The following is a 13,413-nucleotide window of genomic DNA, read 5'->3' on the forward strand; positions in this document are numbered from 1 at the left end:
GATCATTACACAGACCGCCAGGGCCGTCAGCAACGCTGAGCTCTACACGCAGCCGTCGGCATCGCGAGTGTGTTGGTAGGTGTAGCCGGTCGGCAGGTGCCAGCCGTCGAGTACTCCACCCGACAGTTCAGCCTCAAACCCCTTGTGCGCAAAATGGGAGTGGCTTGCGGGTGGAATACGCCGGCCAAGGTCCATTTATGCTAAAAACCCTGCTCACGCCGTTTTCAGCCCTAGAGCCGCACATGACATCGTCTTCGCCCATCCAGATTCGCGCCGCGAGCCCCCAGGATGCCTTATGCATCGGCGTGCTGGGCATGCAGGTATTTCTCGATACCTACGCTACCGAAGGCATTCGCAGCGCCATCGCCACCGAAGCGCTGCAAGCCTTTGCGCCGGCTACCATCTCGCAGCTGATGACCGAACCCGGCAGCGCTCTGGTGGTGGCAGAAACCAACGGCCACCTCGTCGGTTTTGCTCAAATCAAACTGCGCGCCGGGCACGCAATGCTTCCATCCTCCAACGTTGCCGAGCTACAACGCCTGTACATCCAGGAGCGCTTTACCGGCCGGGGTATCGGCTACCAACTGCTGCAAGCGGCCGAGCAACACGCAGCGCTGGCCGGGGCTTCACTGTTGTGGGCCACGGTGTGGGTCGGCAATGAACGGGCACTGGGTTTTTACCCGCGCCGCGGCTACGAACTGCTGGGCTCGCCGACCTATACGTTCCAGGGCGAAACCCACGAGAACCGGTTGTTTGGTAAAACCCTGAGCGCCGGCGGGTGAATGATGAGCGAGGATGAAGCAGCCTTTGGTGTAACCGTCGCCTACCTCAGGTGCGCCCTGGACATCGGCGTTATCGATGTGGCCGCGGTCATTCAATGGGCGGATACGACACTGGCGACACTGCAGCATCCTCCCTATGCGCTGATAGAACTCGCGCTCATGAGCAGGTCGAGTCGCGAGGAGGTCATGTGGCAGCTATTGCAAGTCGCCGCGCCGGCCATGGCCGAAGACGAAATGCTGCCTTATGTGCTGTCGGTTGCGCACAGCCGACTTCTTGGTGACCCCGCCTTCGGGCGACGCCTGGCCGAGGGCATTTACCGTCTATGGACCCGGTCAGGCTACGACTTACCCGGCACCCTGCAGGCGTGCGGGTATTTTGATGATGCGTACAGCCTGGCGGACAGCGGAGTGCATGGGCATGCCGAAGTCATCGACCGCGAGCTACTCGAATTCACGCAACACTTTGCGGGCCTCGACTGGCAAACCCTCAAAGCGCCTTAGACAAAAACACCCGGCTGCTGCCCGCAGGCAAGCACGGCACCTCACCAAACCGCACCCACCCCTGCTTCTGGTAAAACGCCGGTGCCTGAAAACTGAGGGTGTACAGCACCGCGCTCAAGCAACCCCGGCGCCGGGCTTCGTCTTCGAAGGCTTGCAGCAATTGGCTGCCCAGGCTCGAGCCGCGCAGGGCATCGGGCAAGTGGAACAGGTCGAGGAAGGCCATGCCCAAAGAGGTTTTGCCGGTGATGCCGCCGAGGATCTGCCGAGTGCCCGGATCCCTGACCAGCACCGTCAGTGGCTGGCGGTCGTTGGCACCGGTGATGGCTTCATTGAACGCGGCGAGACCGTTGCCGAGCAGGCGCTCGGCGTCGGGTTTGGGTTGGTCGCTGATTTCAATCTGGGGGTGCGGCATCGTGTTGGGTTCCTCGCTTTGCAACGCCTTGACACTATCCCGTGGGGTCGACTGTTTCATGGTGTCGTCTGGGGGGGCGTGACCGGTTTCAATTTCTTGGGTACGCGAATCGCGTTGCCGCTTTGGGTGAGCGCGCAGTAGGCAGACTGTTCCGGCCATTCTTTGCGCTGTGTTTTGATCAGGCTGGTAGGGCACAACAACAGCACGTCGCCGAAAGAAAACAGCGGGAACGCAGAGACGACGGGTTGACCACGCAACGTTTCTACATTTCCCCACACGCGGGTGTCGAAATCTTCGGTCGCATAGGTTTTGGTCAGCAAGAACCTGGACTCCGCAGGGGCTCGAGCATTCATGACAAACGCTGCCGAATAAACCAGGGCCGCCGACCCGCCGGGCGAAATACTGATGATCATCCCTCCACTCCCGAGAACGGCCGCCAGAACAAGTGTCAGTCGCTTGAACAGGTCCGCCCGGCTGACATAGAAAATCACTACTGGCAGCAGGGTGATGCAGGCGGCGAACATCGAGATCAGCATCAGCCGAGTGATTGCATCGGGCGTGTCCTCGCCTATATAGGCCTTAAGAATAAGGCTGGCGGGGAATATGGCGGACAACACCGTGCTGACCAGCAGCAAAGACAGCATCAGCATGAACCAGCAGCGTAGCGGCCAGCTCTTGGCATTGCCGGGGCCGGCCATGGTGGCGCAAGTGTCGACTGCCAATCTGAAAGTGGTGCGCGCCAGCATTGAGCCAAGTGCGAGCCCTAGCAACAGCAGGACCCATAAGAGTTTCTCACCGTCACTCAGGCGTGGTCCTTCGAAGATCTGCCACAGCAAGGCGACAATCCCCACCCATACAGGCAGCAAAAGAATGCTTACCAGCTTGGGCTGCAGCGACGGGACATCATTGAACAAAGACACCGTGAGCCCGAATAGTACCGTGGTCGACACCAGGATCAGAATGTACACGGCGAGCATGCCAATCACAGTAGCAAGCCAGGGAATCAGCGCAGACTTGGCCTCCAGTGCGGCCGCCATCACATCCGGGCGACCAATCGCGGTCGCGTAAGTCGACAGCGTATAAAACCCCAGCAGCGTGCCCAGCCCGGTAAAAATCACGCTGAGCGGCGCCCAGAAGGTCAGTGCGCGCTTGAGGTTCTTCTTCAACGCTTGTTGAAAGGTAATCGGTCTTGCGTTGATCACGTGGGGTTCCTTCCCAGAAGTGAGGACGAACGAACTGCTCCGAATCAGTTCAGGACGCATTGTCGGGCGCCGGCAAAAGGATGAACTATAAGGGTGGCTATTATAAAGCCATCACCATCTCATGCCACGCCATCCCGCCATGGTCAGAAGGCGAAGGCTGCACATAGCTGTAACCCATGCGCGTGTACAACGGCACATGCTGCTCCTTGCACATCAAGTGAATCGTCTGCTTGCCCATGGCCTGCATGCGTTGCACAAACTCGGTCATCAACCGCTTGGAATAGCCCTTGCCCTGCTGCGCCGGGTCAACCACCACCGACATGATCACCACATTCGGCGCGTCGGCCGAATGCCCCACCAACTCCTTGAACGCCTCGTCCGACATCACCACCTGATGGGCGCAGCCAGAGTTGATAAAACCCACCACCTCGCCATCTGCTTTCAGAATCAAAAAGCCTTCGGGGTACTGCGCAATGCGCGTAGCGATTTTCTCCAGGGTCGCGGCCTCATCGCCTTCGTAAGCGCTGATTTCGATTTCAAAGCAGCGCGCGGCATCGGCGGGGAGGGCGTTACGGAAGGTGAGGGCGGGCATGGGTATTTCCTGGGACGTTAAGCGAAAGGCCACATCATAAAGAAACATCAAGGGCCTGACACGGATTGTGGCGAGCTGCCTTGTTGCAGTACGCCGGCCCATTCAACGCCGCGCGCGGGCTTTTTGTGGCGAGCGGGCTTGCCCCGCGTTCGGCTGCGAAGCAGCCCCAGTCAAAACCAACGCGGTACGCCAGGCAAATTTTAGTGGCTGTTTCTGGGGCTGCTGCGCAACCCAACGCGGGGCAAGCCCGCTCACCACAAAAAAGGTGGGCTTGAACCGACCGCCGAAAGCCAGAAAACCCGCCGAAGCGGGTTTTCTCACAACTCACCTTTCATCAAGCCACAGCAGGCACATCAACTCCCCGCGTCTCAATCACAGAAAACACATCCGCGGCATCCTGAGCGAGAATAGGGGTCAGACCACGTTTTCAATAATGGTAGTCTGACCCCTATTTCCGCTCTAGTGCTATGAGACGAATTGTTCTCATCAATTTAATATGCATGGGAAAAATTTACGGGTGTTCTGGTTGCCCTGAGAGCCTAACGCCGCCATAAGTTGCGAAAAAGGCTTGGCTAAAATTAGCGACGAAGGAGCGCAAGCCAAGCTTTTGCGTCCGCTCTTGATGGCTTTGTTATATTCAAAATCTGGAAATCATCTATTAGAAAAATTCTGAATTATTACTGCATCAGACTTGTGATCATTAGTGTCGATTGAGTAGCAAAAGCTTATTGATTGATCTGCACTGAACTCTTGGTATAAAGTAGGTCTTAGAAGTCTAGTTTTATTGTCATTGAACGGTGTTCTTGCTCGCCCATCTTGATTTCTCCTAACACCATAACAGTAGCGCTTTTTAGGGTCTTGGCTATCACTCTTTGATAGAGATGCAATCATTGCTTCCTCAATCCGTGGTGGTTTACCTAAAGTTATTTGAGTTGGAATAAATTGAGCAAAGTATTCATTAAACTGACTCAATATATCTCCAAGGTTTTCACCATACTCTATATTAAAAAACTCTCTCAATAGTTTCGGTTCAATAAGAAAACCATTTGCGTTAACAGCTGAAATCAGTCGTTCATTAATATTTTGACTCTTCAATATCTCTATTTTTAGCAGGGCGTATTTCGGCTTTATTTCTCCTTTCTCGTACAATTTTGCTAAGACGATGTAGTCAAGGCCTTTGTAATTGAAAGGGAAACCTTCTATAGCCCAACCGTTTGCAATCATGTCCGCTTTTAACAACTTGAAGCTTTCAAATACACTCATCTTTTTACTCTTATTGATCAGTCGTGCCTTTTGTATTGAATAGAATGCAACTATTGGGAGGCACGATTCCTATGGAATATAACGGTTGAGTTGGTAGGCGGCTTTATGATTGCATGTTAGTGACTTCTTCATAACAATACCTCGCCCGGTCGATTCAGTACGTAAGTTCTCTCTATAAAACAATTGGTTATCTTGTTGCTGCTGCATACAACCTGTATTCGTTTAACTTTTTATTTTTGTGCAATCAAAAATACAGCATGAATGCGATATATACAAGACACGCCTGCGAGAGCAGTTTGTAACGTTATTGGGGTGAATCACTACAGCATTCCCATCGAGAAGACCTACTGGTACTGGATACGCTATTTCCTGCTCTACCACCGGATGCGCCACCCTCTGGAGATGGGGTCAGCGGAGTTAGCGAGTTTGTTACATGGCTGGCCCTCAGTCTTTACCCGTTTCATCTTGGAGCTGGGAGCAAGGAGCGATTGAATAGTACCTTGCTTCCAAACGTCTTCAAGTCATCCGTAAACGTCCACTCTCGGCCAACAGCGGACAAAAGCAGCCGGGTTCAAGTGAGCTCAAAACCGGAGCGATCCACTTGGTCTAAAGTTTGAGTTCAACCCCATATAACTATTCACGGTAGGACTATGGCAGAAGAAACGGCGGAGACGAATAAAACGGGGTCAGACCCCCTTTAACACTATGCCTATCAACATAGTGGTCTGATCCTATTCCTCTCTTTCGACAGCACCGAATGCCTGTCCGGAACGTGCCTCAAACATGTTTTTTTTCGATTGCTGCCCCGAAGTGTCGATGGAGAAACTCGACCTGCGTGCGTAACACGTCGGCGAAACCTGCCCCGCCTTCGTAGACGTCATAGTGACCACCAGCGCTGCGGAACAATTCAGCCCGCGGAGCCTTGCGTGCAACCTTGAGCGCAGCCGGCACTGGCGCAATCGAGTCTGACTCCGGAACGACGAGCAGGAAGGGAACGCGCACTGACGCGGCACGGCGCACGGGGCGGCGCCACGAGAAACTCAGCAATGACCGCGCGGCCACCCGGTTATGCCATGGCGTCCCATCCTTCGGCGTCATGAGCCTTTCCCCGAACACGCCGTCAGGTGTGGCACCGATGGACAGTTCCCCGGGTTTGCCGTGACCGGGAATGTAGATCGGCTGGCGGCCCACCAGGGCGCCGAGTACATCGAGCAGCGCCAACCCGAACAGCCGAACGCCAAGTTTGGGCGGGGCCATGATTGCTGCGGCCAAGCCGTCCGTGAGTGGCGCCTGAGTGATTGCACCTGCCAGGCGAGTGTCCGAAGCAGCCAGCTCGACGACATGCATACCGGCAAACGATGTGCCCCAGATAATGACCTTGCGCGGATCGATGTAGGGCTGGTCGGCGGCCCAGCCGATGACCGTTGCATAATCCTCGCGCTGGCGCGGAACAGAGAGTACTTCCCGCGGCTGCCCATCGGAGCCACCGAAGTTGCGGTAGTCGAAGGCGATGGCGACGAATCCCTCCTCGCGAAAACGCTCGGCGAACGGGGCCAGCCCGCATGCCTTGATCGCGCCGATGCCGTGGGCCATTACCACCACGGGATGAGGGCCAGTGCCTCCTGGCAGGTAGACCCACGCCTCGATCTCGTCACCCGACGCGGTCGGAATTCGGACAGTGATGCGCTCGGGAGCGTTGTGGGTGAGGCTTGTCATGATCGTTACCTTCCAGTCATTACGATTGGCGCCAACTGTGCTGCAACAGCACGCGACGCTGCGCCTGCTTCGATTTGGCTACTCTCTCGTCATCCTGGTGACGCCGGGAGGTCTTTACACACCGTTTCGCGATACTTGCCGCCACTACGGCGTGCCAATTGCAAGAGCAGCACCACGAGGCCCAGGGCCGAAACCAATGCGCCCGCGAGGCCGGTGTACGAAATACCCAGCGTGCCGAGCGTCGCGCCGCCTACCCACGAGCCCAGCGCGATACCGCAGTTGAACCCCGCGATGTTCAGCCCGGCGGCTACACCGTGGGCGTGCGGCGCATGCAACTCGGCAACGCCGATCAGGCGGGCTTGCAGGGCCGGCACTGCGGCGAAGGTAAACATGCCTAGCAGCCCGACAAGGATGCCCATCGCAATCGTCGAGGACGCGAAACCCCACATCCCCAAAGTGATCAACGCAATGCCGGCGATCAAGGCTACGCTTGTGCGGTTTACCCCGAACCGATCGCTCAGTGCGCCACCAATCACGTTGCCGGTTGCGGCGAGCACGCCATAGACGAGCATGAAAACGCCGACGGTGTGGCTGCTGACCTGTGTCACTTGGGTGAGTAACGGGGCGATGTAGGTATAGGCAGTGAACGAGCCAGCATAGCCGAGTACGGTCACAAGGGCCGCGAACAGCAGAACTGGGTTAAAGATCGCTTTAAAGGCTTGACCCACGTCGCCGGCACCTTCCCGACCCTGAGCCTCCGTTGGCTCCTTCATGCCCAGCAGCAGCCCAAGGAAGCCCAATGCCCCGAATGCCCCGATTGCGCCAAGCACCGGGCGCCAGGAGATCACGCCACCCAGGTACGTGCTGACGGGTACACCTATCGCCATGGCAAGGGTGAAGCCGCCAAACACCACCGCCACCGCGCTGCCTGCCTTCTTCGGACCGGCAAGGCGCGCCGCCGTGCTGGAAGCCACCGCAAGGAACAGGCCGTGCCCCATGCCTGCCACAAAGCGCGCAATCAGCAGGGTAGAAAGGTTCGTCGCAAAGGCAGCAGCCACGCTACCGACGGTGAAGACCAGCGCAGTCATCAGCATGACCCGCTTTCGCGACCACCCTGCCGTCAGGGCGGTCAGGAACGGGGCGGCGAAAGTTGCACCCAGTGCATAGGCGGTCACAGCGCTACCGACCTGATTGACATCGATATTCAGGTTGTGGGCCATGACGTCAGTCAGGCCGATGGGGACGAATTCGGCAAGGCCCAGTGCAAATGCGCTGAGTGAAAAGATGTAAACAACAAATGGCATGACGTATCTCTCGAACGGCAGGTGGTCGGAGCAGGTCCGACGGATACGAAATCTTAGAGAATTGCCTGAAATTGAAAAAATTATTATTCTTTGGTCTTCGGATAAATATTTTTATGGCTAGAGTCGACGCTATTCTCTGTCGTGAGAGCGTGACAGCCAGGACGCGATGACCTCATGAGCCATCTGGATCACCTTCGTACGTTCATTGAGGCCTATCGGCTGCAGTCGTTTACCCGCGCGGCAGAGGCGCTGGGTATTACTCAGCCGGCGGCATCCCAGCACATCCAGGCACTGGAGGCGTTTGTCGGCAAGCCCCTGTTCGTGCGGCGCGCCCGAGGCGTTACAGCGACAGAGGCGGCCGATGAATTGGCGCGCGCGATCGGGCCGATGCTCGACGGCTTGCAAATGCGGTTGGCCTCCTACCGCCTGGGGAGCGAGGGAGGCGGCACCGTGCATATCGCCGGGCCCTCCGACTTCATCAATGCGAAGGTCGCTGCGGGGCTGGCACCATTGATGGCTCAAGGTTTCCGGATCCGCCTGCACACCGGCAACCGGGAACGTATCTACAGCCTGCTTAATGCCTCGACGGCCGACCTGGCGATCACCGCTTCCATGCCAGATGAGCATTCGCACGGATTCGCCAGGCTGCTCACCGAGCGGTTTCTGCTGGTGCTCGCGCCGCAGATTGCCAGCGTGCTTGGCAAACGCCCGACCGCGGAACAGTTGGCGAGTGTTCCGCTCATCGCGTATGACGAGGACCTGCCACTGATCCGGCCGGTGTGGACAGCCATGTTCCAGTTTGCGCCCACGCTGCAGGCGGCGCTGACCGTCCCGGATCTTCGTATCATCCAGGACCTGGTCATCAAGGGACATGGCTGGAGCGTGCTGCCTGACTACCAATGCAACGAGGCGCGGGCGTCGGGACGACTGGTTTCGATCACCCCGGAGAAGACCGCGCCCACCAACAATCTGTACCTGGTGTGGAACAAGGCCTCGATGCGCAATCCGCGCATCGTGCATATACGCGATTTCATCCTTGGGCTTTTCAACGAGAGCGCCAGTGCGCAGGCTTCTGACGGGGCGCTTTCAGGCTAGCTATTCGACCCTGGCAGCAGAAGTCGCGAGGCTCCTGCCTGATTAACTCAAGCCGACTACCGATAGGGCATTCCTGAACAGGATTACGTCATCGTGCGGGGCTCGCGAGAACCCATGTTCACGCGCTATATCGCTTGGTAAATAATTGAGATCTGGCTGTGTAGCAATGTCTGCCTCTGGCCGGTAGCTACCAGCCGCGAACGGCAGCTATCGCCAAAACCCAACCTGTCAGGTGAGTCGCAAAAAGGAAGGTTTACATCGCCATGGACATTCAACTGATCAAGCAACGCCTGGCCCGCCCTGCAGTGAAGTTCGTTGCTGGCGGCTTTCGTCCCTCTGGCACCGATGAAGAAAGCTGGCTGGGGAATGTCTTTGTGTTCCGACCTGATGAAGGCGTGCCGACCAATCAGGCGGGGCAGCCATTGCTTCCCTATGCGCAATTTTTTCTGCCCGCCATGCCCTTCAGCAGCCCGCTGCTGGAAGGGGTTCGTGTGCTGACGGTGTTTATTTCAAATCCGCTTCCAGAGCCCTTTGAGCCGATGGGGAACAACTGGGTTGTCCGCGAATATGCGGCGGATGATGTATTGGTTCGCAAGGCGCTGCCGGTGGACGGTTCGTTTCTCAAACCCTTCCCGCTCAAAGCGCAAGCGGTGCCGGAAGACTTTCCACTGTGGGATGGCGGCGGTGTGCCGGCCGACATTGAGCAAGCCATACTTACGCTGGAACGGGCGGGCGAGATACCCAGCTATTACGACCTGGTCACTCACACCTACGAACACAAGATCGGCGGTTACCCCTCGTTCTGCCAGTCGGGGGTTGATCCGGGTGAAGGCTTCGAGTTTGTGTTCCAGATTTCGTCCGACGCAAAGATCAATCTGAACGTGGTCCACAGCGGGAGCCTGATGTTCTGGAAGCACATCGAAACCGGTGAATGGGCACTTTATTATGATTTTTACTAAGGTTCTGCGAGCGCTTAATGACTGACTACCGTGGATTGATGCTCGACGACACCCGCGAAGGCGCCTCCGAGCAGGCCATCTCGCAACTGGAGGCGCTGCTCGGTGCCCGCCTGCCGGACGATTACCGGCAGTTTCTCAAGGTGTGCAACGGCGGCACCGTGGATTACGACGTGCTGGCCACCATGAGTAATGGCGATAAGGAATTGCTGAGCTTTTCGCTGTATGGGCTGCAGCCCGGCGAAGGCTATGAATCCAACCCTTATGAACTGGAGCAACTGCGCAAGCAACCTGACTTCCCCACTACGGGGGTGTTGCCGATCGGCCGCGATGGCGGTGCGAGCCTGTTGCTGCTTGACCTGCGCGAGGGCCGTCAGGACGTGGGCGCGATGGTCGCGGGTTTACCCGCATGGACGGGGCGTCGCCAGCAAGGCGATGAGTACGTGGTGTTGGCGGACAGCTTCAATGCCTACCTGGACATGCTGCACCTGTCGCAGGAGCGGATTGCCGAGCATATCAATCACTTTGTCATCAGCGCGGATACGATCGAGGCGACAGTGGCGTGGCTGGATCAAGGCAGCCCGGGTTGGCGCGAGCGCTATCGGGACCTCTGGAATGCACGGATTGTGGACAGGCCGATCTGATACAAGCGTTCGGGCGCTTTGAATCCTCTATCAAATTGAACAGGTTTGTTACCTGCAGATGCCCTGATGATTGATGAGTGTGAAGTCAAACTTGAACAGTGCGGGCGCGGTTCACACCCTGAACGCACGGGATTGCTACCGAGCGCCAACACTACTGAACGGGCCAACTATTTTTCTGGCCATCACGGACATCTATAACAGTGAGACGGTATGAATAATCAACTCGCCATTTTGATCAGCGACTACCAGGCAAGTGTCGGCGTCGCGGTGGCCATGATGCAGCGGTCTGGCATCCCGCTGCCCGCGACGAATGTGGATTGGGTGGTAAATGACATTCCTCAGCACGGCGAGCTTGAAGGCGGCGTTCGTTACTTCAAGCACGGCTACGGCTGCGCGGTCAGCCTCCCCACAGGCACGGTGGACTTCGACTTTGGGGCCCACGGTGAGATCGATGGTTTCGACGTGTGGCGACTTGCTGATTTCGCCGGTGACAAGTTGTCGGCGTACGGTTTTGCTGATGAGGATGCACTCAAAAAGTGCTTTGAGGCAGAGGTGGAGGCCGGTGCTCTTATGTATTGCGGGTACATCCTTTACTACTTGGCGGATGCCACCTGACAACTCGTGTCGACACAGTCCGTTCGAAGTTCTCAGACCAAGCGCCGGTCGACGCAAGGCAGGCTTCACCTGGCCCGCCGCGGGTGGTTCTACGCCGCTGATAACCTTGCAGTGCGAGGGGTCAGCTTCAGTTAAAGGCCACTGGGCGGGCAAATACGTTCAATTACCCACCCGCCTCATGACTCAGAGAACGACTGATTGATCAGAGGACAACAGCTTCCTGACTTCGGCAATGATCAAATCGATATCGAAGGGCTTTGGCAGCACAACATCAAACAAGTCCGATCGCTGCATGCCAATGTGCGCCTGAGCGCCGCTCATCAAAATGATCGGTAAATGATTGCCTGCGGGAAGGGCGCGGACAGCGGTGGCGAACTCCTGGCCGTCCATGACCGGCATCATGAAGTCGGTGATGATCAGGGCAGGGCGTTCTCTGTCCAGCACCTCGAGTGCTTTTCGACCATTGCTGGCCGTTACCACCATGAACCCCTCATCCTCCAGCGCGAAGCTGAGAATATCAGCGATCAAATACTCGTCGTCGACGACCAGAATGGTGGTCATGTTAGTTCAACCCACTCGAAAGCTTAAGAAATTGAACCAGGTGATGACTCAGTGATGACTGAAGGTTCATGACTTGAAGCCTTTCTCAGAAAAACATTTTGATCTTGGATGACGACCTCGAATCGAGAGGGGTCATAAGCGCTATCTCGTACCTTAAGAATGGATAACGTCCTGCTTAGTTCATCGCGATTCTCAGAGAACCGCATCAGCATCAGGTTATCGACGATGCTGGACAGGTCGGAACTGGGTGCGCTGACCTCGGAGCCAAACAAATCCCGCATTTCCCAGGATGCAAAAACCGTAACGCCCCTGGACCGCAACTCGTTCATCAGCGCACTGAAGAAGTCGGTAATGCGCGCCGGGTTGGTCGAGACTCGCGTCATGCCACTGAGACTGTCGATGAACAGGCGCTTGATGCCCTTTTCCTCAACGATGCTCAGCAATCGTGCTCCCAGCCCATCCAGCAGGCCTTCGGTGGTTGGCTGCCAGGCAATGCTCAGCGCGCCGCTGTCTTCCATGGCTTTGATATCGATACCCAGTGACTGACCTTTGAGCCGCAACCTTTGTGGGCTCTCGTAAAAGCCAAAATGCAGCCCTGGCATATCCACCGTCGACTCGGACAGAAATTTCAGACCCAGGGTCGTTTTACCAATCCCGGAGGGCCCTATGACTAGAGACACACTGGAACTGTAAAGGCCTCCGCCCAATATGCCGTCCAGTGATCCAACGCCACTGGCGATGCGCGTCATGTCAGCGCTGTCCGGGGCGGACGGGTGGCTGTAAAGACTTTCGAGGCGAGGGTAAACCACCAAGCCATGGTCGGTGATTTCGCACTCATGAAGACCGGTCATTGCTCCGCTGCCGCGGGTTTTACGCAGTTGGATGCGACGTGCCGAGCGAGTGCCATACAGCTCTTCGCCCATCTCGATGACGCCATCTACCATGGTGTGCTCAGGGCTTCCGTCATCAAGTCGGGAGCTGGTAAGAAACAGCACCGTGCAACCGGCGAAAGCGGCGTGCCCTTGCAATTCTGAAATGAATTTTTTCGTGTCTATGGGCGAATCGGCTTTAGAACGCGCGTTGAGCAGCCCGTCTACTACCATCACGGTGGCTTTTTGGCGGCTTATCTCACGCCGAAGCAGCTTGACTACTTCATCCAGCCCGTCGTTTTCCAGCGTGTCAAAGGCGCTGACAAATTGAATTTCGGCACCGACTTTGGATGAATCAAAAAAGCTCAACGTAGAAAGAAATTGAAAAAGACGGTCATGTGACTCTGCCAGCAGCGTGGCGACCAGAACCCGGCCCCCATTATTCGCATGATGGAACCCCAGCTGGTTGGCAAGGATCGTTTTTCCAGACCCTGGGCGTCCTTGAATAATATATGAAGCACCCTCGACCAATCCGCCCTTGAGCAGAGCATCGAGCCCTTCTATTCCGCTTTGAAGGCGTTTTAGCTTTTCCACAATGCGACCCTGATCCGAAAAACAATCTGTTTAAACCAAGCTACTGGGTGGAATGCTACTCCATTTCGGCTCGGGAGCCATTAGGGTTAAATGGAAAGTTGTCGCGCAAGTCGCCGTTGTTATGTCGCAAGAACCCCTCACGAGTGGCAACTTATGGCCCAAAGCAGACTAAGCAGCGCGCTACGTTTCAGCAGCTTTGCCAGACTAAGCCAGCCCTCGAATTGAACTTGGGTCATCGTTGGCCATAACACCTCAACAGGCTGATCAACCGCTGCGCACGTGCACGCGTGCACAGCCTTCACGCGCG

Annotated in this window: 15 protein-coding genes; 6 read left to right on the plus strand and 9 right to left on the minus strand. The window is 56.6% G+C overall.

Features of this window, described 5'->3' with window-relative positions; all coding sequences use genetic code 11:
• Positions 1–42: 42 nt before the first annotated feature.
• Positions 43–195, minus strand: a complete 153-nt coding sequence (locus tag C4J83_RS30465; protein WP_164487898.1) for a hypothetical protein — start codon at positions 193–195, stop codon at positions 43–45.
• 47 nt (positions 196–242) lie between these two features.
• Between C4J83_RS30465 and C4J83_RS11720 the strand changes: the two genes are divergently transcribed.
• The gene (locus C4J83_RS11720; protein WP_256660661.1) at positions 243–782 is read left to right on the plus strand and encodes a GNAT family N-acetyltransferase; all 540 of its coding nucleotides are present in this window, start codon (positions 243–245) and stop codon (positions 780–782) included.
• A gap of 3 nt (positions 783–785) precedes the next feature.
• Positions 786–1,283, plus strand: a complete 498-nt coding sequence (locus C4J83_RS11725) for a hypothetical protein (protein ID WP_256660662.1) — start codon at positions 786–788, stop codon at positions 1,281–1,283.
• On the opposite strand, the gene C4J83_RS11730 is transcribed toward C4J83_RS11725, so the two are convergent.
• The 6 genes from C4J83_RS11730 to C4J83_RS11755 form a co-directional block, all read right to left on the minus strand.
• Entirely contained in the window at positions 1,270–1,695 is a 426-nt protein-coding gene (locus C4J83_RS11730) for a GNAT family N-acetyltransferase (protein WP_124417103.1), read from the minus strand. The genes C4J83_RS11725 and C4J83_RS11730 overlap by 14 nt on opposite strands.
• Before the next feature lie 56 nt (positions 1,696–1,751).
• Positions 1,752–2,897, minus strand: a complete 1,146-nt coding sequence (locus C4J83_RS11735; protein ID WP_124417104.1) for a hypothetical protein — start codon at positions 2,895–2,897, stop codon at positions 1,752–1,754.
• A 100-nt stretch (positions 2,898–2,997) separates the two neighbouring features.
• Positions 2,998–3,489 (minus strand): GNAT family N-acetyltransferase, encoded by a 492-nt coding sequence (locus tag C4J83_RS11740; protein WP_124417105.1) that lies wholly within the window; start codon positions 3,487–3,489, stop codon positions 2,998–3,000.
• A gap of 651 nt (positions 3,490–4,140) precedes the next feature.
• Complete coding sequence (locus tag C4J83_RS11745) at positions 4,141–4,752, minus strand: DUF6037 family protein (RefSeq protein WP_124417106.1); 612 nt, start codon at positions 4,750–4,752, stop codon at positions 4,141–4,143.
• Between the two features lie 777 nt (positions 4,753–5,529).
• The gene (locus C4J83_RS11750) at positions 5,530–6,468 is read right to left on the minus strand and encodes an alpha/beta hydrolase (RefSeq protein WP_124417107.1); all 939 of its coding nucleotides are present in this window, start codon (positions 6,466–6,468) and stop codon (positions 5,530–5,532) included.
• A gap of 89 nt (positions 6,469–6,557) precedes the next feature.
• Positions 6,558–7,772: an MFS transporter gene (locus C4J83_RS11755; RefSeq protein ID WP_124417108.1), complete on the minus strand. Its 1,215-nt coding sequence runs from the start codon at positions 7,770–7,772 to the stop codon at positions 6,558–6,560.
• A gap of 174 nt (positions 7,773–7,946) precedes the next feature.
• Between C4J83_RS11755 and C4J83_RS11760 the strand changes: the two genes are divergently transcribed.
• The 4 genes from C4J83_RS11760 (at position 7,947) to C4J83_RS11775 (ending at position 11,082) form a co-directional block, all read left to right on the plus strand.
• Positions 7,947–8,867, plus strand: a complete 921-nt coding sequence (locus C4J83_RS11760; RefSeq protein ID WP_124417109.1) for a LysR family transcriptional regulator — start codon at positions 7,947–7,949, stop codon at positions 8,865–8,867.
• A 263-nt stretch (positions 8,868–9,130) separates the two neighbouring features.
• Positions 9,131–9,826, plus strand: a complete 696-nt coding sequence (locus tag C4J83_RS11765; RefSeq protein ID WP_124417110.1) for a YwqG family protein — start codon at positions 9,131–9,133, stop codon at positions 9,824–9,826.
• A gap of 17 nt (positions 9,827–9,843) precedes the next feature.
• A complete protein-coding gene (locus C4J83_RS11770) occupies positions 9,844–10,467 on the plus strand; it encodes an SMI1/KNR4 family protein (RefSeq protein WP_124417111.1) in 624 nt (207 codons plus the stop codon).
• Between the two features lie 210 nt (positions 10,468–10,677).
• A complete protein-coding gene (locus C4J83_RS11775; protein ID WP_124417112.1) occupies positions 10,678–11,082 on the plus strand; it encodes a DUF6896 domain-containing protein in 405 nt (134 codons plus the stop codon).
• Positions 11,083–11,265: 183 nt separating this feature from the next.
• Here C4J83_RS11775 and C4J83_RS11780 read toward each other — a convergent pair whose 3' ends face one another.
• Positions 11,266–11,643 (minus strand): response regulator, encoded by a 378-nt coding sequence (locus C4J83_RS11780; protein ID WP_124417113.1) that lies wholly within the window; start codon positions 11,641–11,643, stop codon positions 11,266–11,268.
• A 23-nt stretch (positions 11,644–11,666) separates the two neighbouring features.
• The gene (locus tag C4J83_RS11785; RefSeq protein ID WP_119735403.1) at positions 11,667–13,106 is read right to left on the minus strand and encodes an ATPase domain-containing protein; all 1,440 of its coding nucleotides are present in this window, start codon (positions 13,104–13,106) and stop codon (positions 11,667–11,669) included.
• Positions 13,107–13,413 lie beyond the last annotated feature (307 nt).

The sequence above is a fragment of the Pseudomonas sp. LBUM920 genome (assembly GCF_003852315.1).
In the GTDB taxonomy this organism is placed as follows: Bacteria; Pseudomonadota; Gammaproteobacteria; order Pseudomonadales; family Pseudomonadaceae; genus Aquipseudomonas.

Bases quoted from the DNA above. Each gene is read 5' to 3' on its own strand.
- C4J83_RS11755 (WP_124417108.1), bottom strand. From the start codon at position 7,772: ATGCCATTTGTTGTTTACATCTTTTCACTCAGCGCATTTGCACTGGGC.
- C4J83_RS11725 (WP_256660662.1), top strand. From the start codon at position 786: ATGAGCGAGGATGAAGCAGCCTTTGGTGTAACCGTCGCCTACCTCAGG.
- C4J83_RS11750 (WP_124417107.1), bottom strand. From the start codon at position 6,468: ATGACAAGCCTCACCCACAACGCTCCCGAGCGCATCACTGTCCGAATT.
- C4J83_RS11780 (WP_124417113.1), bottom strand. From the start codon at position 11,643: ATGACCACCATTCTGGTCGTCGACGACGAGTATTTGATCGCTGATATT.
- C4J83_RS30465 (WP_164487898.1), bottom strand. From the start codon at position 195: ATGGACCTTGGCCGGCGTATTCCACCCGCAAGCCACTCCCATTTTGCG.
- C4J83_RS11730 (WP_124417103.1), bottom strand. From the start codon at position 1,695: ATGCCGCACCCCCAGATTGAAATCAGCGACCAACCCAAACCCGACGCC.
- C4J83_RS11740 (WP_124417105.1), bottom strand. From the start codon at position 3,489: ATGCCCGCCCTCACCTTCCGTAACGCCCTCCCCGCCGATGCCGCGCGC.
- C4J83_RS11745 (WP_124417106.1), bottom strand. From the start codon at position 4,752: ATGAGTGTATTTGAAAGCTTCAAGTTGTTAAAAGCGGACATGATTGCA.
- C4J83_RS11770 (WP_124417111.1), top strand. From the start codon at position 9,844: ATGACTGACTACCGTGGATTGATGCTCGACGACACCCGCGAAGGCGCC.
- C4J83_RS11720 (WP_256660661.1), top strand. From the start codon at position 243: ATGACATCGTCTTCGCCCATCCAGATTCGCGCCGCGAGCCCCCAGGAT.
- C4J83_RS11765 (WP_124417110.1), top strand. From the start codon at position 9,131: ATGGACATTCAACTGATCAAGCAACGCCTGGCCCGCCCTGCAGTGAAG.
- C4J83_RS11760 (WP_124417109.1), top strand. From the start codon at position 7,947: ATGAGCCATCTGGATCACCTTCGTACGTTCATTGAGGCCTATCGGCTG.
- C4J83_RS11775 (WP_124417112.1), top strand. From the start codon at position 10,678: ATGAATAATCAACTCGCCATTTTGATCAGCGACTACCAGGCAAGTGTC.